We start from the raw sequence: 22,214 nt of genomic DNA on the forward strand, positions 1-22,214 counted from the left end.
CGGAGCCAGCGAAGGCTGGAGACCCGGCCTGGATTTGAACCAGGATGAAGAGCGATGCACTGCTCTCGCGTAGACGCTTCCGCCACCGGGCCGCGGCGATCATTGCCGATCGAGCTGCGACAAGCCACCTCAGCCAATCGTTATGCTTAACGCGCGAAAGGAACTTAACGGACCAGAGGCGGCCGCGCGATGAATGTCATGCGCCAGCGGTTGTGGCCGATATTGGTGTCGGCGCGTTGGCTGGCGAAGCCCGCCGCCTTCAGCTTGGCCGTGATCTCGTCCTCGCTGTAGCGCTTCAGCCCGATGCGCGAGCGCAGATGACGGTAATCTGACAGCGCGGTGCTGACCAACCCGATCAGCGCGTCCTTCAGGAAGCCGTGACGCAAGCCGAAGGAGAGCAACGCCGTCACGTCCCGGCCCATGCCGACATGCGGCTGCAGGATATCGCCGAGCACCAGCTTGCCGGACGGTTTCAGGATGCGCCGGACATTGAGGAGTGCGGCATCGAGCTCCTCCGCCGTCATGTATTGTGCGACCGAGTTCATCACGACGAGATCGATGGACTGTTGCTGCATCTTGCGGACGTCGTCGAGCGAGCGGACGCGGATCCTGGTGTTGGGCGCAAACCGCGCGATCAGCCGGCCGCGCACGCCGGGTGCGGGCTCGGCCAGGATCAACTGGCCGCAGGCAGCCGCCACCTGGCTCGCTGACAGCGCCTCGCCGCAGGCATAGTCCAGCACGGTCGCCTCCGGCGAGGTGATGTAGCCGATGATGTCCCGCGCGATGATCTGGAAGTGCAAATCGCGATGCAGCTTGCTGACATAGATCGTATGCGTCGAGTCGTAATAATCGATCCAATCGTCCATGGTATCCCGCCCAGCGGTTCCTGTGTTGGAACCGCGCTGCCCGCCTTGCGTTAGGGGTGCGACGGCGCGCCGTCAATGTCCGCGTCCTAACAGGAAGGTTTCCCGTGAGCAAAGCCCCTAGCAAGGTCTCTCCCGACCTCGACACCCCCACCGATCTCCAGCCCCAGGCGGTCAACAAGGTCTCGGAGGCGCTCAACGTGCTTCTGGCCGACGCCTTCGCGCTGTACCTCAAGACCAAGAATTTCCACTGGCACATCAGCGGCCGGCATTTCCGCGATTACCATCTGCTGCTCGACGAGCAGTCGGACCAGATTTTTGCCACCACCGACCAGCTTGCCGAGCGCGTCCGCAAGATCGGCGGCGCCACGGTGAAATCGATCGGCCAGATCGCAAAGCTCCAGACCATCAAGGACAATAACGAGGACTACGTGCCGCCGCGCGAAATGCTGCGTGAGTTGATGCAGGACAACAAGCATGTCGCCGCGGCAATGCGCAAAGCGCACGAGGTCTGCGACGACGCCGGCGACGTCGCCAGCGCCAGCATCCTCGAAAACTTCATCGACGAGACCGAGCGTCGCACCTGGTTCCTGTTCGAGGCGACGCGCCAGGAAGGCGGCAACGAGGCGTAAGGGCACGGTGCCGTAGGGTGGGCAAAGGCGCGCTCTTGCGCGCCGTGCCCACCATCTATTCTCACAATTCAAATCGATTGGTGGGCACGCTTCGCTTTGCCCACCCTACGGCACCGTTGTTGTGACTACCGCCACAGCCGCATCAATGCGCCGTGCTTGCCCGTCACCGGATCGGCCGGCGGCCGCGCGACCTTTGGAATCGTCTTCAACGCCTTGGCGTGATTCTCCGGTGTGGCCCGCGTGATCTCCATCTTTGATCCCGGCGGATAGGCGCCGATCACGCAGAAATCACCGCTCGCATTCATGCACTGATGTCCGATGCCGGCCGGCAGGATTGCGACATCCCCGGCCTTGATGTCGAGCTCCTTGCCGTGATCGCCGCCGAAGCGAACGCGGGCATGGCCGCGCGCGACGCCGAGCACCTCATGCACTGTCGCGTGGTAGTGCAGGTAATCGTAGACGCCGTTGCGCCATGTGCCGCCCCAATTGTTGGTTTCGAACAGGTTTTCGATGGTCTCCTCGGGACGCTTCGGATCGAGCTTCAGCGCGCCCTGGTAGACCAGAAAGGGGAGAATGTTGTTCGGCACCAGCCCGTCATCCTCGAACACGATGGCGAGCGGTTCGGCATAATCGCGGACGACGGACATGGCAGGGCTCCTGCACAATCGTAGCAGAGATCAACGAGCGGCGTGAGGCGGCGTTCCCTTGACGAAAAAGCCCGGGACAAGGCCCCGGGCTCGATGTCGTCAAAGCAGGTTGCGAGAGAGCGGAGCCTTACGCGCTCTTCTTCTGCCGCATCAGATCGGCAAAGCGCTGGAACAGATAGTGCGAGTCGCGCGGACCCGGCGACGCCTCGGGATGATACTGCACCGAGAACACCGGCCTGCCGTCGAGCTGGATGCCGCAATTGGATCCGTCGAACAGCGAGATGTGGGTTTGCGTTGCGCCCTTCGGCAGCGTGTTCTCGTCCACGGCGAAACCATGGTTCATCGAGGTGATCTCGACCTTGCCGGTGGTCTCGTCCTTCACGGGATGATTGGCGCCGTGATGGCCCTGATGCATCTTCTTGGTCTTCGCGCCGACGGCGAGGCCGAGCATCTGATGGCCGAGGCAGATTCCGAAGGTCGGCGTGCCCGACTTGATCACGTCCTGGATCACGGGTACGGCGTATTTCCCGGTCGCGGCCGGATCGCCCGGGCCGTTCGACAGGAATACGCCGTCCGGCTTCATCGCCAGAATGTCTTCGGACGAGGTCGTCGCCGGCACCACCGTCACCTTGCAGCCGACGCCGGCGAGCAGGCGCAAAATGTTGCGCTTGATGCCGTAGTCGATGGCGACGACGTTGAACTCGGCCTTGTCCTGGCGGCCAAAACCCTTGTCCCACAGCCAGGGCGTCTCGTCCCAGGTGAAGCGTTGGCCGCTTGTGACCATCGGCACGAGGTCCATGCCCTCGAGGCCGGGCCATTCGCGCGCTTCTTCCTTCATGCCATGCAAATCGAACTCGCCGTCCTTGGCGTGCGCGATCACGGCGTTGGGCATGCCCTTCGAGCGGATCAGCGCAGTCAACGCGCGCGTGTCGATGCCGGAAAGGCCAATGATGCCGCGCGCCTTCAGCCACTGGTCGAGATGCTTGGTGGCGCGGTAATTCGAGGGGTTGGTGATCGCGGTGCGCAGGATCACGCCGCGCGCGCCGGGCGTCGCGGCCATGTTCACCGTCTCGATATCTTCCTCATTGGTACCGACATTGCCGATATGCGGGAAGGTGAAGGTGATGAGCTGGCCGGCATAGGAGGGATCGGTGAGGATCTCCTCATAGCCGGTCATCGCGGTGTTGAAGCAGACTTCACCGACGGCGTGGCCTTCGGCGCCGAGACCAAAGCCTTCGAGCACCGTGCCATCGGCGAGCACGAGGAGCGCGGTCGGTTTATGGTCCGGCCAAGCGGTATCGTTTTCATGTTGTGTCATGAGCCCGCTTCATAAGCCCCCGACGCGCGCCCGTCAAAGCGGGAAACGCCGGATTCACATGCGTTTTTGCATATTTGACAGGTCCCCTCAGGCACTTAAGCTGGAAAGGGTAATTTTTGCGCAGTTTCGGCAGCCGGATCGGAAACAATCAACCGTGGGCCCGGTATGGCCTCTTTCCCGCAAACGGCTTAGATCAGGCGCAACGGATTGAGAGGATCACGGTCATGCTGCGCGACGACATCAACAATGCGGTCAAGGAGGCCATGAAGGCCAAGAACGAGCGCAAGCTGTCCACGCTGCGCATGGTCAACTCGACCATCAAGAACGCCGACATCGAGGCGCGCGGCAACGGCAAGCCGCCGCTGTCGGATGCCGATTTGCTCGGCGTCTTCCAGAAGATGATCAAGCAGCGCCAGGAGTCGGTCGAGCTCTACGACAAGGGTGGCCGCGCCGAGCTCGCCGCGCAGGAGCGGGAAGAGATCGCGGTCATCTCGGCGTACTTGCCGAAGCAGATGTCGGACGACGAGGTGAAGAAGGCGATCGCGGACGCCATCACCGAGACCGGCGCCGCCGGCATGAAGGACATGGGCAAGGTGATCGCGGCGTTGCGGGCGAAGTACGCCGGGCAGATGGATTTCGGCAAGGCCAGCGGCCTGGTGAAGGCGGCGCTGACGGGCTGAGCCGTCTTCCCCTCTCCCCTTGCGGGAGAGGGTGGCTCGCCGCGAAGCGGCGAGACGGGTGAGGGGTATCTCTCCACGAGTACGTCTCTCGCAATTCGGTTCGCGGAGAGATACCCCTCATCCGGCGCCATAGCCGAAGCTTTGCTTCGGCGTTCTTAAGAACGGCGGCCGAAGGCCGCCTACGCCACCTTCTCCCGCAAGGGGAGAAGGTGGACCTTTGTTGCCGGATAAGTTCGGTCTACTCTCCCGGCATAAACAATCGGGAGCTAACCGATGACCGCCGCGATCAAGCCGTTCCGCATCGCCATCAGCGACGATATCCTCGCCGACCTCAAATCACGCCTCGCCCGCACGCGCTGGCCGGAGGCGGAGCTGGTCGATGACTGGAGCCAGGGCGCGCCGCTGAAATGGATCCGGGAGATCTGCGCCTATTGGGCCGACGGTTACGACTGGCGCGCGCGTGAAGCAAAACTCAATCGCTTCGATCAGTTCACCACCGAGATCGACGGGCTCGACATCCACTTCCTGCATGTGCGCTCGAAAGAAGCGAACGCGCTGCCGCTGATCATCACCCATGGTTGGCCCGGCTCGATCGTCGAATTCCAGAAGGTGATCGCGCCGCTGGTCGATCCGGTCGCGCATGGCGGCAATCCCGCGGACGCCTTTCATGTGATCTGCCCCTCGCTGCCGGGCTTCGGCTTCTCTGCCAAGCCTGCGACCACCGGCTGGGGCGTCGACCGCATCGCGGCGACCTGGGCGAAGCTGATGGACCGGCTGGGTTACGCGCGTTACGGCGCGCAAGGCGGCGACTGGGGCTCGGCGGTGACGACCTCGCTCGGTGGGCAGGACGCGGAGCATTGCGCCGGCATCCACATCACGCTGGCCTTCAACGCGGCGCCGAAGGTCGAGGGCGAGCCGACGGCGGAAGAGAAGCGTGCGCTGGCGGGGCTCAAGCATTATGTCGATCTCGACTCCGGCTACTCCAAGCAGCAATCGACGCGACCGCAGACGCTCGGCTACGGCTTGACGGATTCGCCGAGCGGGCAGGCCGCCTGGATCCTGGAAAAGTTCTGGGCCTGGACCGATTGCGACGGCCACCCCGAGAACATTTTTGACAAGGACGAGCTGCTCGACAACGTCATGCTCTATTGGACGACCGAGACGGCGACATCGTCGGCGCGGCTCTATTGGGAAAGCTTTGGCAAGCGCCGGACGACGCCCAAAGTGACCGTGCCGACGGGGGTGGCGGTATTCCCCAAGGAGATCATTACGCCGGTGCGGCGCTGGATGGAGCCGAACTTCCACAACATCACGCATTGGAGCGAGATGGAGAAGGGCGGGCACTTTGCCGCATTCGAGCAGCCGGAGCTGTTCGTGCGCGACGTCAGGAAATTCTTTGCGACGGTGCGCTGAATCATGCTGACCGAAGCCAAGACCTACGACGAGCTCTATCAAAATTTCCGCTGGGATATCCCGGCGCGCTTCAACATGGCGGAGGCGTGCTGCGATCGCCACGCCGATGGCACCGGTCGTCTCGCGCTGGTCTATGTCGACGAGAACGGCGCCACCACGCGCACCTCCTTCGACGAGGTCGCGGAGATGTCGCGGCGCTTTGCCAATGTGCTGAAGACCGATGGGCTCGCGCGCGGCGATCGTGTCGCCGTGTTCCTTTCGCAGTCACTGGAATTGCCGATCGCGCATCTCGCCGCCTTTCGTTCGGGAATGATCTCGATCCCACTGTTCGCGTTGTTCGGCGAGGACGCGCTGGAATTCCGCCTGTCGAATTCACAAGCAAGAGCCATCATCACCGATGAGGCCGGCTGGGAAAAGCTCACAAAGGTCCGCGACCGGTTGCCCTACCTGCAAGACATCTATGTCACAAGCGGCGCCGTCCACGCCGGCGCAAAACCGTTCTGGTCGGCGATCGAAACCGCCTCGGAGGACTTTGCGACGGTCGACACCTCAGCTGACGACCCCGCGCTGATCATCTACACGTCAGGCACGACCGGCAATCCGAAGGGCGCGCTGCATGCGCACCGCGTCGTGCTCGGTCACCTGCCGAATGTCGAGATGTGCCACAACTTCCTGCCCAGGCCCGGCGATCTCATGTGGACGCCGGCGGACTGGGCCTGGATCGGCGGGCTCGTCAATGGCCTGTTCGCGTTCTGGTATCACGGCATTCCCCTGGTCGGTCATCGCGCGCGAAAATTCGAGCCGCAGGCGGCGATGCAGATGATGGCCGATCTCGGTGTCCGCAATGTCTTCCTGCCGCCGACGGCGCTGAAGCTGATGCGACAGGCCGGCGTGAAACATTCGGGCGTCAAGCTGCGCAGCATCTTTACCGGCGGTGAATCGCTCGGCGGCGAGTTGCTCGGCTGGGTGCGCGAGACCTTTGGCGTCGACGCCCATGAAGTATTCGGCCAAACCGAGTGCAATCTCGTGATCGGCAGCAATTCGAACCTGTTTCCGATCCGCCCCGGCTCGATGGGCAAGGCGACGCCGGGTTTTGATGTCCGCATCGTCAACGACAAGGGCGAGGAGCAGCCACGCGGGCAGCGCGGCATCATCGGCGTGCGCCAGCCGTGCCCCGTGACCATGCTCGAATACTGGCGCAATCCCGAAGCGACGGCGAAGAAATATGCCGGCGAATTCCTGCTCACCGGTGATCTCGGCGTGCAGGATGAGGACGGCTATTTCTGGTACGTCAGCCGCGAGGACGACGTCATCACCACCGCCGGCTATCGCGTCGGCCCGTCCGAGATCGAGCATACACTGATGAAGCACCCGTCGGTGGCGATGGCCGCCGTGGTCGGCATTCCCGATCCGATCCGCACGGAATCGATCAAGGCCTGGATCGTGCTGCGCCCGGGCTTTGCTGCGGGCGATACACTGGCGCGCGAAATCCAGGAATTCGTGAAAGTGCAGCTCGCAGCGCACGAATATCCGCGCTTCGTCGAATTCGCCGAGACCTTGCCGATGACGGCGACCGGCAAGGTGCTCCGGCGCGAGTTGCGGGCGAGGGGTTGACGCGATAGTCCTCTAGCGCGACGGCGCCGATAACGCGGACCGCAGCATCGCGGCAAGATCCTGCCGCTTGAACGGCTTTGTCAGAATGCGGGCGTCGACCCCGTCGGGCGTCTTGACGGGATTTTGGCTGTAGCCGGAGGTGAAGAGCACTTTGAGATCGGGCCGTAAGGCAGTTGCTTGCCGCGCAAGCTCCGGACCGAACATGCCACCGGGCATCACGACGTCGGTGAACAGCAGATGGATCTCGTCCGGCTGGCGCAGCAGCTCCAGCGCCGCCGGCCCGTTCGAGGTGGCGATGACGCGGTAGCCCAGCGTCCGCAGTTCGCTCTCGACATAGGCCCGCACCATGTCGTCGTCCTCGACGACGAGAACGGTCTCACTTCCGTCGGGGGCGATGATCTGTTCCGCAGGAGCCGTCTCCTCATTCAGCGTCGCCGCGATGCGCGGGAAGAACAGCCTGACGACGCTGCCTTGCCCCGGTTCGGACTGCAACTGCACGAGACCGCCGGACTGTTGCGCAAACCCGTAGACCATGCTCAGGCCGAGCCCGGTGCCCTTGCCGACCTCCTTGGTGGTGAAGAACGGCTCGAACGCGCGGCTGGCGACATCGGCTGCCATGCCGCAGCCGCTATCGGTCACGGCCACCATGACGTAGTCGCCGGGGCGCGGCTCGCCGTTGACGTCGAGGTCGGACTGACCGAGCGAGTTGTTGCGCACCTCGACCGTCAGTCTGCCGCCGTCAGGCATCGCGTCGCGCGCGTTGAGCACGAGATTGAGCAGGGCGGTTGCCAGTTGGCCGGGATCAACACTGGTCAGCCACAAATCGGTTCCAAACGCGAAGCTGCATTCGATGTGCTCGCCGAGCGACCGGCGCAACAGCTGCTCCATGCCGACGACCTTCTCGGCAATGTCGATCTCTCTAGGCCGAAGCGGCTGCTTGCGCGCGAAGGCGAGCAGGCTGCGTGTCAGGTCGGAGCCGCGCTCGGCGGCGGTCGCGATATCGCTGGCGATCCGTTGCAATTCCTTGTTGCCTGCCAGCCTGTCGGCGAGATGCTCGGAGTTGCCGAGAATGACGGTCAGGAGATTGTTGAAATCGTGCGCCACGCCGCCGGTGAGCTGGCCCATGGCTTCCATCTTCTGGGACTGGCTGAGCTTGTGGCTGAGGTCGGCGATGGCGGCGCGTTGCTGCTCCAGCGACTCGGCGGTGCCGTTGAGCAGGGCCATCAATCCGCCGAGCTCGCCGCTCGGATGCGGCGGTGGAATGCGCGCGCTGAGATCGCCAAGCCCGAGTCGCTTTGCCATTGCGGCAAGCCGTCCGACCTGGCGCCCGACGCTGACGGTCGCGAGGATCCAGATGCCGGCCAGCAGCAGCAGCGAGGCCACCGCGAGGATCGCCATGTCCTCGTAGAGCCGGCGGTTCGCCGCCGCGACCAGTCCGTCCTTGGAGCGTCCGACCATGATGGTGAGGCCGGCCTTGCGGATCGACGGCGAACGGGCGACGGCCCAGACCTGTGTGCGGCCCTGGCGATCGGTGACCTCTCGCGACGCTTCGCCATCCGGCGTTGCCGCGAAGCGGAACAGGTCGGACCCAGCGATCGACGCGCCGACGGGCTCACTCCAGCCGCTGCCCTTGGGGGCGACAAGGACAGTCCCTTTGCTGTCGACGAACAGGATCTCCTTCTCGGCGAGCAAACGCTTGTCGTGAAATTCCGCGAATTTGTTCAGGTTGAACGAAGCGAGCAGCACGAATTTCAGCGCGCCCGCATCCGATCGCACGGGGTAGGCGATCTGGAGCACAGATAATCCGGTCAGGCGACCGAACACCGGCTCCACCGCGACGACACCCTGCGAGACCTTCGCCTGCTTGAAATAGGCACGATCATTGAGATCGAGCGTGCGATTGGTCCGGAGCGAGTCGCAGAACAGGCTGCCATCGGGATCGATGGTCAGGATGCCCGTGAACTGCGGATATTCTTCACGCACGTCCGACAGAAACGCCGAGCATGCCGCCTTGTCGCGCGTGTCGAGGTCGCGGGCGCGGGCGAGGCCGTAGTGAAGCTGCGCGGTGCCCTGGATCTTCTCGTTCAGATCGCTCGCGATGTCGTCGGCGGATGCGGCCAGATTGGCCAGGGCCGCGTTGATCTCGCTGGTCCGGTTTTGCACGAAGCGCAAGCCAACGAGGCTCGCCGGCACCAGCATGGCCGCGATGACGAGGATCAGTAACCGGGTACGCAGGCTCATCGGTCGGGCGGGTCCGCTCTTCGCGCGTGTTTGTTCGGAGGTACAATTTGCGGCACGATCGTCTGCGCAGTCCATAGGCACCGGCTGGAAAATCGTACCGATGGTCAAGATTTCGCTGCGCGTGCATTGCGGCGTCGCCACAATCGTCCCGCCGTCCCTGCTCGGCCTGCACGCTTCGTCGACAGCGGCATTCGGCGCTTCAAAAGTCCGGCGGGGGCGAGAAAACGATAGCTAATTGCCGTGATTGCGCGCACGGTGCGCCAATGTCGGAAAGAACAGTCGTCTCTGCGCACACGCGGCGCCACGACTATACGCGGGCGATGTGAAACAGCTCATACCTCGCACCCGCGGAGCCTGCTGATCACGACGGATACCTGAAAGATTCCACTGCGCTTCGATATGAGATCGAACGCCAACCGAAAGCACCTGATGCAAACTCTCTCCCCACGGCACGTCAAGACAGAAGAAGCGCTGCGGCTCGGCGTCGAGTCGGGCTGGTACGCGATCAAGGTCAGCGGGACCTTCGTCTCGGGCCCGCACGGCTCGGAAGGGGATTGCCGTCGCAAGATCGACGAGATTCATCCGCCGGTGGTGAAGAAAAAGTATTGAGGCCGCAAATTCTGGCCGCTACGGCGTATTGATCCCCATCGCCTTCAACGCCGCCAGCATCCGCGCTGGCGGTGTCATCTTGATCTGCGGCGCCTTCCCTGTTTCCAGCAAACTCTTCAGCCCCGACAGGATCGCGGGCCAGCCGGTGCGGCCGCCGGAGAGGATGTCGTCGCTGAGCTCGCGGTCGTGGCGTTCGCTCATGGTGAGGCGGACGGCTTCACCGGCTGGCTCGATCTCGTAGGTGACGAGCGTGGTGCCGAGCTTGGCGACGAGGTCGGGCCAGTTGACGTTCCACGTCACCGTCAGCTTCCTCGGCGGATCGTATTCGAACACTTCGCCGGAGATGTGCTCCGAACCATCGGGCGCACGCACGATGAAGCTGCCGCCGAGCTTCGGCTGCATCTCCACTGCAAAGCCGGAAAAATACTTTCGGCTGAACTCGGCCGAGGTCAGCGCCTCCCACACCTTCTCCGGCGTGGAGGCAATGTAGATGATGTAGACCGTCAGCGGTTTGAATTGGTCGAGATTCATTTGGCGTCGAACCCCTTGTTGAGCGCCGCGCGCGGAATGCCGAGCAGCTTGCCAGTCTCCAGCAGGCTCTTGAGCTGGGACAGGATCGCCGGCCAGCCATTGGAGACGGCGCCGAGATACTTGCCGCCCTCGACGAAGCCGTCATGCAACACGGTCAAACGCACGAGCGAGCCAAAGGGTTCGATGGTGAAGACGACGCGCGAGATCGGCTCGCCGCGCAGCTCTTCATATTTGTGGTGCTTGAAGCTGTAGGACAGGCGCCGCGGCGGATCGGCCTCGAGGATTTCGCCGGAATCGGTGATTTCGCCGTCGAGCGTGAGCGCAAAGGGCGAGCCGACCGTCCAGTCGGAGCGAACTTCGGCGCCGAACCAGTATTGCCGCGTGAACGCGCTCGACGTCAGCGCCTCCCACAGCTTTTCCGGCGTGGTCTCGATGTAAGTGACATAGACGAATTGCGGCTTACTCATCACGCTTCTCCAACTGGCGTTTCAACTCGCTGAGCGCGGCGAGCTTGCCGCGTTCGAATTTCCTGATCCAGCGTTCGCCGATCTGGTGGATCGGCACCGGATTGAGATAGTGCAGCTTCTCGCGGCCATGTTTGATGGTCGTGACCAGATTGGCCTCTTCCAGGATGACCATGTGTTTTGTCACCGCCTGGCGCGTCATCTCCAGGCCTTCGCAAAGCTCGTTCAAGGTCTGGCCGTTCCTGGCGTGAAGCCTGTCCAGCAGCGACCGTCGCGATGCATCGGCGAGCGCTTTGAAGACCTCATCCATGGCAGCGATAATAGGCAACTAAATGGTTGCATGTCAAGACGATGTCTTTGGCGCGCACAAATGGCTATGCTAGCCTTGAATCTCAGCCAACGCAGATTGGTTCCGGGAGGACTTTGATGTTCCGTTGCGTCCTGACTGCTGCCGCCCTCGTCCTTTTCGCCGGCAGCACCTTTGTTCACGCCCAGAAGCAGACCATCGGTGCGGCGCCTGAGGCGTCCAACATGAAGCTGGTGGGCACCAACGATTTGCAGGCGCGCAGCGCCTATCAGCCGACCATCCATCACCAGGGCGACCGCTGGATCGCCTATATCGGACACCACGGCGGCACCGATGACGTGCCGGCGCCCGTCAATCCGATGACGGGCCAGGCGGAGCCGAACGGCACCTCGATCGTCGATGTCACCGATCCCGCGCATCCCAAATATCTCAGGCACCTGCCGGGACAGGAGGGCAAATATGAATCTGGTGGCGCGCAGATGGTGCGCGTGTGCGACGGCAAGACTTTGCCGAAGGGCGATCCCAATGCGGTTTACATGCTGCGCACCTTTGGCAGCGAGGCGCATGAGATCTGGAACGTGGCCGATCCCGCCAATCCCGCGCTGATCACGCGCCTCAGTGGCTTGAAGGACACGCACAAGAGCTGGTGGGAATGCGACACCGGCATCGCCTATCTCGTCTCGGGGGCGCCGGACTGGCGCACACGGCGGATGACACAGATCTATGATCTCTCCGATCCGGCCCATCCGCAAAAAATCCGCGACTTCGGCCTGCCCGGCCAGGAGCCCGGATCGACCGGTGCGGTGCCGACCGAGCTGCATGGGCCGATCTCGACCGGGCCCAATGGCAACCGCGTCTATTTCGGTTACGGCACCAATAAGGGCGGCATTTTGCAGATCGTCGATCGCGAGAAGCTTCTGAACGGACCGAAGGAGCCGACGCCGGACAATCTGCGCCTTCCCGAGATCTCGCGGATGCCGATGTCTGCGTTCAACGGCGCGCACACCACGTTTCCGATGCTCGACATGCCCGTTGCGGAATTCGCCGAGGACAAGGACGGCAAGACCCGCGACATCGTCATGATCGTCGACGAGGCGATCTTGAACGAATGCGGCGAGGCGCGGCAGATGGTGTGGTTCGCCGACGTCACCACCGAAACGCGGCCGATGATGATATCGAGCTACACCGTGCCGGAGGCGAGCGGGCAATTCTGCCAGCGCGGCGGCCGCTTCGGCTCGCATTCCTCGAACGAGAGCATGGCGCCGGTCTACTACAAGAAGATGGCTTTCATCGCCTTCTTCAATGCCGGCGTGCGCGCGCTCGACATCCGCGATCCCTATCATCCCAGGGAAGTCGGCTATTTCATTCCTGCGATCACGCCGGCGACCGACAAGCGCTGCATTCCGGTCGAGGGCGGTGAGCGCTGCAAGGTCGCGATCCAGACCAACAATGTCGAGACCGACGATCGCGGCTACATCTACATCGTCGACCGCGCCAACACCGGCTTGCACATTCTCGAGCTGACCGGGACGGCACGCGCCGTCGCCGGCTTGCCGAAGAACTGACGATGCGATCGGCGGCGACGATCGCACTCGTCCTTGCCGTGCTCGGCGGATCCGGCGTCGGCGCCTATCAGCTCGGGCAGTCGCCCGCGCCGACATCGGCGCATTGGCGCGAGCTCGCCTGGCCGTTCCCGCGCGACGGCTGGCCCGCGGGCCGTGCGTTTCGCTGCGAGGGAGGCGCCTGCGACGGCGCCGAGCTCTACATCCGTGCCAAGCGCGGCTTCTGCAATTGCGACAGCGGCGTCGCCGATGACGACGAGGTCGATCGCGTCGCCGATATCGATCTGATCACCCCGCGCTTTGCGGCGACCGCGCCGGGCCAGGCGGTACATGTCGGCGAGATGCACGGTCGTGCGCGGCGCTATGATCTCGCCATCTATGACGGTGCGAGCCATGCCGCGGTCGGCATTGCCGTCTCGCGGCGCTGCGATCTCTTTGTCGCGGCGGCGCAAGGGCGGGGCGACGCCAACGCGATGCAGCATGCGGCGCTCGCATTCCTGGAGACGCAGGAGATGAAAGCATGGGTGACAGCGGCGCTGGACGGGAAGTAAGTGCCATGCATTAATACAGGCAAACGCCCCCAGCTTGAGTCCTCATCATGATGTCCATGCAAGCCTATCTCGCCTTCGTTGCCGCCTGCATTGCGCTCGCGCTGCTGCCGGGCCCGATCGTCACCCTCGTCATTGCCAACGGCCTACGCCACGGCACCCGCGCGGCGCTGACCAACATTCTCGGCGTGCAGGTCGGGCTGCTGATCGTGATTGGTGTCCTTGCGGTGGGCCTCACCACGCTGATGGCGACGATGGGCTATTGGTTCAACTGGGTGCGCTTTGCGGGCGCGGCCTATCTGGTCTGGCTCGGCTTCAAGCTGATCCGCTCTCCGGTTGAGGGCGTCTCCGCTGATGAGCCTCCGTCGCCCCCTCGCGGCGGCTTTCTTCTACAAGGCTTTATCGTGGCGTTGTCGAACCCGAAGCTGCTGGTGTTCTTCGGCGCGTTCATTCCGCAATTCATGGACATGAGCAAGGATCACCTGTCGCAGGTCCTGGTGCTCGGATTAACCTTCATGGTGCTTGCCGGCTTGACGGACGGGATCTACGCGCTGCTTGCCGGTCAAGTCCGCGGCTTTTTCTCGGCGCGCCGCACCCGCATGGTGTCGCGCGTCTCCGGTGGCTTCATGATCGGCGGCGGCATCTGGCTGGCATTGATCCGGGCCAAATGAGCGGACAATCCGGTTGTGCCGCGCTCGCGCTGTTCGTGGCGACGCGAGGCTAGTCGGCCAACAGCTCCGGCTTCAACTCCATCTCGATCTCCGCAAAAATCCGCGCCAGCCGCTCCGCCCATTGCTGCTGGCCGGATTGGTCTGCGATCAGGTCCTGGCGGATCTCGATGCCGGTGTTGACGAGGCCGCGGGCTTCGCCGTGGACGGGGATGGTGTAGTCGCTGAGATCGCTCACCGCATAGGGCTCGTTGTCGCCGACGACGAGATCGCCTTCGGCCCGCAGATGGTTCAGCAGCAGCTGTGAGAGCACCCTGTCGCGATTGTAGAGCGCGCCAATGTGCCAGGGCCGCGCGACGCCGGCATAAACAGGCGTAAAACTGTGCAGCGACACCAGTACCGTCGGCCGCTTGGCGTGGATCCGGTTGTCGATCGCAGCATTGATGCGGTGATGATAGGGCTCAAAAATCTCGCGCCGCCGCGCCGCGCGCTCGCCGTCCGAAATGCCCTCGTTGCGCGGGATCGTAGTTGCCTCCGATATCACGGGGATCGAGCTCGCCACGCCAGGCGAGCGGTTGCAGTCGATCACGAGCCGCGAATATCGCTGTGCGATCAGATGGGCATCCAGCATCTCCGCCATCCGCTCGGCCACGCCGGCGATGCCGATGTCCCAGGCGATGTGCCTGACAAGCTCGCTTTGCGAGACGCCGAGATCGCCGAGCGCACTTGGCAGAATGCGGCCGTAATGGTCCGATGTGAGCAGGAAGGGCGATGTGCCCTTTGCATTCACCTCATGCACTGGCGGAATATCGCCTTGTCCCAGGAGTTGATCCGTCGCCTCGGCTGTGTTGAAAGCCATCCTGATTACCTATGGAAAAAGCAGTCGCCCCCGGAAATTGGGCAAAGAATCATTCACAATGGGTCTGCCCAAAATCACCATGATCTCCCGACGATGCCGCTGCTGACGATTCATCACAAGACCGAATATCGCTACAACCGTCCCGTCGCCTTCGGTGAGCACAGATTCATGCTGCGTCCAAGCAACGGCCACGATCTGCGCGTGCTCGACTCCCGGCTCGAGATCTCGCCGGAGCCGATGTCGCTGCGCTGGATCCACGACGTGTTCGGCAATTCGGTCGCGATCGCTGATTTCGACGCGCGCGCGGATAAGCTGACCTTCGACTGGCACGTCACCGTCGAACACAACCCGGTGGAAGAATTCGCGTTGACGCCGGACGATCCCGCCTACTTCTATCCCTTCGTCTATCATGACGCGGAATTGCCCGATCTCGTCCAGTACATCACGCCGCAATATCCCGATCCCGACGGCAAGATCGCGGAATGGGCGCGCAGCTTTCTCGACGATGACGCGCCGTCGCCGACCTTCACGATCTTGAGCCGCATCACGCACGCCATCCGCAAGCAGTTCAAATACCGCAGGCGTCATGAGCCCGGCACGCAAGCCCCGTTCGATACGTTGCAGTGGGGCACCGGCACCTGCCGCGACTATGCGCTGTTCATGATCGAGGCGCTACGCCGGCTCGGCATCGCCGCGCGCTTCGTCTCCGGCTACATCTTCGTGCCCGAAGACATCGCACAGCACCATGTCGGCGGCGGCGCGACCCATGCCTGGGTGCAGGTCTATCTGCCGAGCGCGGGCTGGATCGAGTTCGATCCGACCAATGGCATCGTCGGCACCCGCGACCTCATCCGCGTTGCGGTCGCCCGCGATCCGCGCCAGGCCATCCCGCTGCACGGCATCTATGTCGGCACCCAGGATGCCTTCGACGTCATGGACGTCAGCATCAGGGTGGTCTCGGACGAGCAGCGGAGCGGCGAGGAGCTGGAAGCGGAGGTTTTGTAGACACCCACCGCCATCGTTCTGGCGAAAGCCAGGATCCATTACCCCGACTGTTTGTGTGGCACGTGATGTGGCCAACAGAGTGCCCGTTTCGGCGCTCGGTGGCTATGGGTCCTGGCCTTCGCCAGGACGACAGCGAATATGCAGCTCTGTCGTTCCGCATCATTCACAGCTATAGAGCCCCATGGCCTCCGATCGTCTCTTCGTCTACGGCACCCTGATGCGCGGCTTCGACCATCCGATGGCGCGGCTGCTGGCGCAGCATGCGGATTTCCTCGGCGAGGCGAGCTGCCGCGGCCGGCTTGTGCTGGTGAAGCACTATCCGGGATTGCTGCTGTCCGACGCCTCATCCGATGTCGCGCACGGCGAACTCTTCCACTTGCGCGCTGGCGACGAGCTCCTGCGCGAGCTCGACATGTACGAAGCCTGTGGCGAAGGCTTTCCGCAGCCGACGGAATATCTGCGCCAGCTGATCGACGTGACCGGCGCAGACGGCGCGACGGCGCCGGCCTGGACCTATGTCTACAACTGGCCGGTAACGGACCTGCCGCACATCGAGTCCGGTCGCTTCCTGGATCATTGACGGCGGCTGTTTGCTTCACCTCGCCCCGCTTGCGGGGAGAGGTCGGATTGCATCGCAGATGCAATCCGGGTGAGGGGGGCTCTCAGCGAATCCATCTCTCGCCGTCTTTGTGGATAGAGGCCCCTCACCCCAACCCTCTCCCCGTAAGAACGGGGCGAGGGAGCGCACCTTCATCGTGGCTGGCAGTTCGACCACTAGGCCGACAGCACTTCCTTCACCATGCGGACATCCACCTCGCGCTCGACATAGGTCCATTCCTCGGTTTGTCTGAGCATTCCGACCAGCTCCTCGAACAGCGAGGCGTCCGCGGGTGCGAACTCGAACCAGGTCAGGAAATCGAAGGGCTCGCCGAGGTCGCGGCAGTGATAGAGCTGGCGCGCGATAGCGGGCAGAAAACGAAGGCTGCTGGCGATGTGGTGCGACTTGTCTTCAAATATCTTGCGGCGCTCCTCCTGCGTCAGTTCCCACCAGGCCTGCGATTTGCGGATCGGGATCAGCGCCGCGCTGGTTGCCTCCAGCCTGCCGAGGCCAGCCTGCACGCTCATCAGCTCCTGCTTCTCGGGCCGCTCGGTGTAGCGCAAGCTGCTGGGCACACCGACCAGCCGCCACGCATTGCGCGAGGGCACCAGCGGCAACGAGACGGCGTCGCTGTCGTTGACCGACAGCGCCGGCACGAAGGGCAGGGGCTCGCCCGTCACGGATGACAGCGAGGTCACGCGCCAGCCCCCGCTATGGCCACCCCGAAAGGTCCTGAACATGGCCTATGGAAGCGTGGAACCGGGCGGGGTTCAAGTGGCTCTTGTGCCCGCCCCGTCATCCTGAGGCGCTCACACTGCAAAGCAGTGTGAGCCTCGAAGGATGAATCGGCCCCGATGCAGCCGGGCCGTCGCCCTTCGAGGCTCGCCGAAGGGGCGAGCACCTCAGGGTGACGGTGAGAGGACCCTGTGCATAGGTCGAATAACCCGGATAATCCTGACAAACCTGACTTTTAGGTCGCCCGCACCTATATCCCTGATCTTTCGCCCGACTCACCCTGGTTCGCGCTACACACAGCCAATGGCCATGCGCTTCACGCCCCAATTCCTTGACGAGCTGCGTGCCCGGCTTTCGGTCTCCGAGGTCGTGGGCAAGCGCGTCAAGCTGAAGAAGGCGGGGCGGGAGTGGAAGGGGCTGTCGCCGTTCCAGCAGGAGAAGACGCCGTCCTTCTACGTCAACGACCAGAAGGGTTTTTACCACGACTTCTCCTCCGGCAAGCACGGCGACATCATCAACTTCGTGATGGAGACCGACGGCCTGCCGTTTGCCGAGGCCGTCGAGCGGCTCGCCAGCATGGCCGGCCTGCCGCTGCCGGCGGTGACGCCGGATGCGGCGCGGCACGAGCAGCGCCGCCGCACGCTGCATGACGTGATGGAGCTTGCGGCCAAGTTTTTCTCCGAGACATTGGCCTCGCGCGTCGGTGCGAAAGCGCGCGGCTATCTTGCCGACCGCGCGATCTCGCCGGCGACGCAATTGCAGTTTCGGCTGGGCTATGCGCCGCCACCACCCGAGCGCTTCGCGCTGAAGGAGCATCTCGGCAAGCTCGGCGTCTCCGTCGAGGACATGGTCGAGACCGGGCTTCTGGTGGCCGGCGACGATATCCCCGTGCCCTACGACCGTTTCCGCGATCGCGTGATGTTTCCGATCACGGATGTGCGTGGCCGCGTCATCGCCTTCGGCGGACGCGCGCTGGAGAAGGACGTTCCGGCAAAGTATCTGAACTCGCCGGAGACGCCGCTCTTCCACAAGGGCGACAATCTCTACAATCACCAGACCGCGCGCAAAGCCACCCATGACGGGGCATCGCTGATCGTGGTCGAAGGCTATGTCGACGTCATCGCCATGGTCACTGCGGGTTTCGCCGGTGCCGTCGCGCCGCTCGGCACTGCGTTGACCGAAAACCAGCTCGCGCTGCTGTGGAAGATGGCGGACGAGCCGATCCTCTGCTTCGACGGCGACCGCGCCGGACAGAAGGCTGCGTATCGCGCTGCCGACCTCGCGCTGCCTTTTCTCGCGCCAGGCAAGAGCCTGCGCTTTGCGCTGCTGCCGGAGGGGCAGGACCCCGATGATCTCGCGCGCTCCGGCGGCCGTGGCGCGATCGAGGAAGTGATCGCGGCAGCGCGCCCGCTCGCCGACATGATCTGGTCGCGTGAGCTCGAAGGCGGCAATTTTGCAACCCCCGAGCGCCGCGCCGCGCTGGAAGCACGCATCAAGGAATTGTCCAACGGCATCCGCGACGAGGTGGTGCGGCGCTATTATCGCGACGAGTTCGTCGAGCGGCTGCAGCGCACCTTCTCGCCCGATGGCGGGCGCGGCGGCTATGCCGGCCGGGGTAATTTTCGCCAGGGCGGCGGTCGCCCGTTCCAGCCCCGCGGCGGGGGACAAGCGAATCGATTCGGTGGCCAGGGATTCGGCCATGCATTCGGCCAGGGCTTTGGTGGAGGCCGCCGCGGCCCGCCCGGCCCGGCGCCGCTCCCCTCCGGCCCCTATCAGGCAGCGAGCCCCCAGCTCGCGGCAAGCCCGATCATGCGGGGCCAGCGCAGCGCTATCTCCCGCCGCGAGGCCCTGATCCTGCAAAGCCTGATCAATCACCCCTGGCTGCTGCATGAGTACCTTGAAGAGGTGATGGCGCTGGAATTCGCCCACCCCGAGGCCCACAAGCTCAGGGCCGGCATCATCGCCGCTTTCGCCAACGATCATCACCACTCACCGGACCCCGGCGAGCAGGCTGAAAAGATGCGGGCCGATATCGAAAAGGGCGGATTTGCACAGCTTCTTCAAAGGGTTGAGGGTGGCATCACCACTGCGGCAGTGTGGGGCGCCCGCGAGGGCGCGGCTCGGGATGACGTTCTTGCCACGTGGCACCAGCTCGTTGTCTTGCATCGGCAATACCATTCACTACTTAGAGAGTTGAAAGACGCCGAGCTGGCCTTGGGGGAGGACCCCAGCGAGGCCAATTTGGCGTGGCTGCGTGATGTGAAGGCTCGGCTGGCCGAGGTCGACGGCACCGAGGCCCTGATCGAGGGTTTTGGCGAGCTGTCGGGCCGGTTCCAGAAGAGCGTGTGATGAAAGAATCATGCGGACGGCTAGGGCCGGAACCGCTAAAAGACTCGCCAAATCCAAGGTTTGGCGGCAAAAACAGGGTTAATCGAGGCTTAACGGTCTTGTAGCACTTTGGCCCCCAGGCGGCCGCAGGCAGAACAGACGCGTCAGGAATGAATCCGCGCAATAGCTGTTGGCACTTCACCTGCATCCGCTGCGACAAAGAGGCTCACGAAGCGTTAGGCAAATCCGGCGAGAGAAGGGTCGGGGTGGCGATCGGATGTTCGCGCCGCCCTTTCCGTGTCGAGATCTGACGAAGCGAGAGCGTCGAGCAACAGGTTCAAGTGAATTCAGGCGGGCGGGCCGATCGGCCTTCCGTATGAAGCGCGTTTAGGAGCAATGGATGGCCACCAAGGCAAAGACGCTGCAGGCGAAGGACAAGGAAAAAGACGACAAGGCAGCGGACGCGCCGGAGAAGGACTCCCAGGACGCGCCGTCTCCCTTGCTCGATCTGTCCGATGCGGCAGTGAAGAAGATGATCAAGCAGGCCAAGAAGCGCGGCTTCGTGACCTTCGATCAGCTCAATGAAGTTTTGCCGTCCGACCAGACCTCGCCCGAGCAGATCGAGGACATCATGTCCATGCTCTCGGACATGGGCATCAACGTCACTGAAGCCGACGATAGCGAAGGCGAAGAAGACAAGGACGAGGGCGGCGAGGACGAGACCGACAACGAGCTCGTCGAGGTCACCCAGAAGGCCGTCACCGAGGTCAAGAAGAGCGAGCCGGGCGAGCGCACCGACGACCCCGTGCGCATGTATCTGCGCGAGATGGGCACGGTCGAGCTGCTCTCCCGCGAAGGCGAAATCGCGATTGCGAAGCGCATCGAGGCTGGCCGCGAGGCAATGATCGCGGGCCTCTGCGAAAGCCCGCTGACCTTCCAGGCCATCATCATCTGGCGCGACGAGCTCAACGAAGGAAAGATCTTCCTTCGCGACATCATCGATCTCGAAGCGACCTATGCCGGCCCCGATGCCAAAGCCGGCATGAACACGGCGATGATCGCCGGTCCCAATGGCGAGAACGGCGAAGCCCCGGCCGAAGGCGTCCAGGCTGCAGCGGCCGTGGGTGCGCCCGCGCATGTCGCGCCGCCCGCCGCGCCTCCGGCGCCGACCCCGTTCCGCGCCGCGCAGCCCGCCCCCGGCGGAAATGCCGGCGAAGCCGAGAAGGATCCTGCGGAGTCCGCGGCCGAAGCCGACATGGACGAGGACGACGAGTTCGAGAACCAGATGTCGCTCGCGGCCATCGAGGCCGAGCTCAAGCCGAAGGTGGTCGAGATCTTCGACAAGATCGCCGACAGCTACAAGAAGCTGCGCAAGCTTCAGGAGCAGGACATCCAGAACCAGCTCCAGAACGAGTCGCTCTCGCCGCACCAGGAGCGCAAGTACAAGAAGCTGAAGGACGAGATCATCGTCGAGGTGAAGTCGCTGCGCCTGAACCAGGCGCGTATCGATTCACTGGTCGAGCAGCTCTACGACATCAACAAGCGCCTCGTCTCGCATGAGGGCCGCCTGATGCGCCTCGCCGACAGCCACGGCGTCGCGCGCGAGGATTTCCTGCGCAACTACACCGGCTCGGAGCTCGATCCGCGCTGGCTCAACCGCGTCTCGAAACTTTCCGCAAAAGGCTGGAAGAATTTCGTCCATCACGAGAAGGACCGGATCAAGGACCTCCGTCACGAGGTGCATCAGCTGGCTGCGCTGACCGGCCTCGAGATCGTCGAGTTCCGCAAGATCGTGCACTCCGTGCAGAAGGGCGAGCGCGAAGCCCGCCAGGCCAAGAAGGAGATGGTGGAAGCCAACCTCCGTCTCGTGATCTCGATCGCCAAGAAGTACACCAACCGCGGCCTGCAATTCCTCGACCTGATCCAGGAAGGCAACATCGGCCTGATGAAGGCCGTCGACAAGTTCGAGTATCGCCGCGGCTACAAGTTCTCGACCTACGCGACGTGGTGGATCCGGCAGGCGATCACCCGCTCGATCGCCGACCAGGCGCGCACCATCCGCATTCCCGTGCACATGATCGAGACGATCAACAAGATCGTGCGCACCAGCCGCCAGATGCTCAACGAGATCGGCCGCGAACCGACGCCAGAGGAATTGGCCGAAAAGCTCGGCATGCCGCTGGAGAAAGTGCGAAAAGTCCTCAAGATCGCGAAGGAGCCGCTCTCGCTCGAAACCCCCGTCGGTGACGAAGAGGATTCGCATCTCGGCGATTTCATCGAGGACAAGAACGCGATCCTCCCGATCGACGCCGCGATCCAGTCGAACCTGCGCGAGACCACCACGCGCGTGCTCGCCTCGCTCACCCCGCGCGAAGAGCGCGTGCTGCGCATGCGCTTCGGCATCGGCATGAACACCGACCACACGCTGGAAGAAGTCGGCCAGCAGTTCTCGGTGACGCGCGAGCGTATTCGCCAGATCGAGGCGAAGGCACTGCGCAAGCTGAAGCATCCGTCGAGGTCAAGGAAGCTGCGGAGCTTCTTGGATAATTGATCCAGGTATCCATCGAAACGAAAACGGCGGGCTGTAAAGCA

The 22,214-nt window shown here is 63.4% G+C and carries 21 protein-coding genes; 12 read left to right on the forward strand and 9 right to left on the reverse strand.

Annotated features, from left to right (window positions below):
* Positions 1 to 164 precede the first annotated feature (164 nt).
* Positions 165 to 866: a class I SAM-dependent methyltransferase gene (locus V1280_RS36115; protein ID WP_334535407.1), complete on the reverse strand. Its 702-nt coding sequence runs from the start codon at positions 864 to 866 to the stop codon at positions 165 to 167.
* 104 nt (positions 867 to 970) lie between these two features.
* On the opposite strand from V1280_RS36115, the gene V1280_RS36120 reads away from it, so the two are divergent.
* The gene (locus V1280_RS36120; protein ID WP_148770884.1) at positions 971 to 1,495 is read left to right on the forward strand and encodes a Dps family protein; all 525 of its coding nucleotides are present in this window, start codon (positions 971 to 973) and stop codon (positions 1,493 to 1,495) included.
* 125 nt (positions 1,496 to 1,620) lie between these two features.
* On the opposite strand, the gene V1280_RS36125 is transcribed toward V1280_RS36120, so the two are convergent.
* Positions 1,621 to 2,142, reverse strand: a complete 522-nt coding sequence (locus V1280_RS36125) for a cupin domain-containing protein (RefSeq protein ID WP_334535408.1) — start codon at positions 2,140 to 2,142, stop codon at positions 1,621 to 1,623.
* Between the two features lie 127 nt (positions 2,143 to 2,269).
* Positions 2,270 to 3,460 carry a glutamine-hydrolyzing carbamoyl-phosphate synthase small subunit gene (gene carA, locus V1280_RS36130; protein ID WP_334535409.1) on the reverse strand — a complete coding sequence of 397 codons (1,191 nt, stop codon included), beginning with the start codon at positions 3,458 to 3,460 and terminating at the stop codon, positions 2,270 to 2,272.
* Between the two features lie 224 nt (positions 3,461 to 3,684).
* Between carA and V1280_RS36135 the strand changes: the two genes are divergently transcribed.
* The 3 genes from V1280_RS36135 to V1280_RS36145 all read left to right on the forward strand — a co-directional run bounded on the left by V1280_RS36135 (position 3,685) and on the right by V1280_RS36145 (position 7,167).
* Positions 3,685 to 4,140 (forward strand): GatB/YqeY domain-containing protein, encoded by a 456-nt coding sequence (locus V1280_RS36135; protein ID WP_148770881.1) that lies wholly within the window; start codon positions 3,685 to 3,687, stop codon positions 4,138 to 4,140.
* Between the two features lie 273 nt (positions 4,141 to 4,413).
* Positions 4,414 to 5,553 (forward strand): epoxide hydrolase family protein, encoded by a 1,140-nt coding sequence (locus tag V1280_RS36140; RefSeq protein WP_334535410.1) that lies wholly within the window; start codon positions 4,414 to 4,416, stop codon positions 5,551 to 5,553.
* Positions 5,554 to 5,556: 3 nt separating this feature from the next.
* Positions 5,557 to 7,167: an acyl-CoA synthetase gene (locus V1280_RS36145; RefSeq protein ID WP_334535411.1), complete on the forward strand. Its 1,611-nt coding sequence runs from the start codon at positions 5,557 to 5,559 to the stop codon at positions 7,165 to 7,167.
* Positions 7,168 to 7,179: 12 nt separating this feature from the next.
* Here V1280_RS36145 and V1280_RS36150 read toward each other — a convergent pair whose 3' ends face one another.
* The gene (locus V1280_RS36150; RefSeq protein WP_334535412.1) at positions 7,180 to 9,408 is read right to left on the reverse strand and encodes an ATP-binding protein; all 2,229 of its coding nucleotides are present in this window, start codon (positions 9,406 to 9,408) and stop codon (positions 7,180 to 7,182) included.
* A 429-nt stretch (positions 9,409 to 9,837) separates the two neighbouring features.
* On the opposite strand from V1280_RS36150, the gene V1280_RS36155 reads away from it, so the two are divergent.
* Positions 9,838 to 10,017, forward strand: a complete 180-nt coding sequence (locus tag V1280_RS36155; RefSeq protein WP_334535413.1) for a hypothetical protein — start codon at positions 9,838 to 9,840, stop codon at positions 10,015 to 10,017.
* Between the two features lie 18 nt (positions 10,018 to 10,035).
* On the opposite strand, the gene V1280_RS36160 is transcribed toward V1280_RS36155, so the two are convergent.
* From V1280_RS36160 to V1280_RS36170, 3 genes are read right to left on the reverse strand one after another with little or no spacing between them, the layout of a single operon-like run.
* Positions 10,036 to 10,548 (reverse strand): SRPBCC family protein, encoded by a 513-nt coding sequence (locus V1280_RS36160; RefSeq protein WP_334535414.1) that lies wholly within the window; start codon positions 10,546 to 10,548, stop codon positions 10,036 to 10,038.
* The gene (locus tag V1280_RS36165; protein ID WP_334535415.1) at positions 10,545 to 11,015 is read right to left on the reverse strand and encodes an SRPBCC family protein; all 471 of its coding nucleotides are present in this window, start codon (positions 11,013 to 11,015) and stop codon (positions 10,545 to 10,547) included. Before V1280_RS36165 ends, V1280_RS36160 begins: the two co-directional genes overlap by 4 nt.
* On the reverse strand, positions 11,008 to 11,322 hold the full coding sequence (locus V1280_RS36170; protein WP_334535416.1) for an ArsR/SmtB family transcription factor: 315 nt from the start codon (positions 11,320 to 11,322) through the stop codon (positions 11,008 to 11,010). Before V1280_RS36170 ends, V1280_RS36165 begins: the two co-directional genes overlap by 8 nt.
* Before the next feature lie 116 nt (positions 11,323 to 11,438).
* Between V1280_RS36170 and V1280_RS36175 the strand changes: the two genes are divergently transcribed.
* Genes V1280_RS36175 through V1280_RS36185 form a run of 3 tightly spaced genes read left to right on the forward strand, consistent with a single transcriptional unit; the run spans position 11,439 to position 14,100 of the window.
* Positions 11,439 to 12,884 (forward strand): LVIVD repeat-containing protein, encoded by a 1,446-nt coding sequence (locus V1280_RS36175; protein WP_334535417.1) that lies wholly within the window; start codon positions 11,439 to 11,441, stop codon positions 12,882 to 12,884.
* Between the two features lie 2 nt (positions 12,885 to 12,886).
* Positions 12,887 to 13,432: a hypothetical protein gene (locus V1280_RS36180; protein ID WP_334535418.1), complete on the forward strand. Its 546-nt coding sequence runs from the start codon at positions 12,887 to 12,889 to the stop codon at positions 13,430 to 13,432.
* A 50-nt stretch (positions 13,433 to 13,482) separates the two neighbouring features.
* The gene (locus V1280_RS36185; RefSeq protein ID WP_334538495.1) at positions 13,483 to 14,100 is read left to right on the forward strand and encodes a LysE family translocator; all 618 of its coding nucleotides are present in this window, start codon (positions 13,483 to 13,485) and stop codon (positions 14,098 to 14,100) included.
* 49 nt (positions 14,101 to 14,149) lie between these two features.
* Here the strand turns inward: V1280_RS36185 and V1280_RS36190 are convergent, their stop codons facing one another.
* Complete coding sequence (locus tag V1280_RS36190) at positions 14,150 to 14,956, reverse strand: N-formylglutamate amidohydrolase (protein WP_334535419.1); 807 nt, start codon at positions 14,954 to 14,956, stop codon at positions 14,150 to 14,152.
* Between the two features lie 93 nt (positions 14,957 to 15,049).
* Here V1280_RS36190 and V1280_RS36195 point away from each other — a divergent pair, with 93 nt between their 5' ends.
* Both V1280_RS36195 and V1280_RS36200 read left to right on the forward strand, forming a co-directional pair.
* Positions 15,050 to 15,961, forward strand: a complete 912-nt coding sequence (locus V1280_RS36195) for a transglutaminase family protein (protein WP_334535420.1) — start codon at positions 15,050 to 15,052, stop codon at positions 15,959 to 15,961.
* A 181-nt stretch (positions 15,962 to 16,142) separates the two neighbouring features.
* The gene (locus V1280_RS36200) at positions 16,143 to 16,541 is read left to right on the forward strand and encodes a gamma-glutamylcyclotransferase family protein (protein ID WP_334535421.1); all 399 of its coding nucleotides are present in this window, start codon (positions 16,143 to 16,145) and stop codon (positions 16,539 to 16,541) included.
* A gap of 194 nt (positions 16,542 to 16,735) precedes the next feature.
* Here V1280_RS36200 and V1280_RS36205 read toward each other — a convergent pair whose 3' ends face one another.
* Entirely contained in the window at positions 16,736 to 17,299 is a 564-nt protein-coding gene (locus V1280_RS36205) for a chlorite dismutase family protein (RefSeq protein WP_334535422.1), read from the reverse strand.
* 304 nt (positions 17,300 to 17,603) lie between these two features.
* Here V1280_RS36205 and dnaG point away from each other — a divergent pair, with 304 nt between their 5' ends.
* Together dnaG and rpoD are read left to right on the forward strand one after the other, a co-directional pair.
* On the forward strand, positions 17,604 to 19,643 hold the full coding sequence (dnaG, locus tag V1280_RS36210) for a DNA primase (RefSeq protein ID WP_334535423.1): 2,040 nt from the start codon (positions 17,604 to 17,606) through the stop codon (positions 19,641 to 19,643).
* A gap of 379 nt (positions 19,644 to 20,022) precedes the next feature.
* Positions 20,023 to 22,173 (forward strand): RNA polymerase sigma factor RpoD, encoded by a 2,151-nt coding sequence (rpoD, locus tag V1280_RS36215; protein ID WP_334535424.1) that lies wholly within the window; start codon positions 20,023 to 20,025, stop codon positions 22,171 to 22,173.
* The last annotated feature ends 41 nt before the right edge of the window (positions 22,174 to 22,214 follow it).

It is taken from the genome of Bradyrhizobium sp. AZCC 2230 (genome assembly GCF_036924495.1).
Lineage (GTDB): Bacteria > Pseudomonadota > Alphaproteobacteria > Rhizobiales > Xanthobacteraceae > Bradyrhizobium > Bradyrhizobium rifense.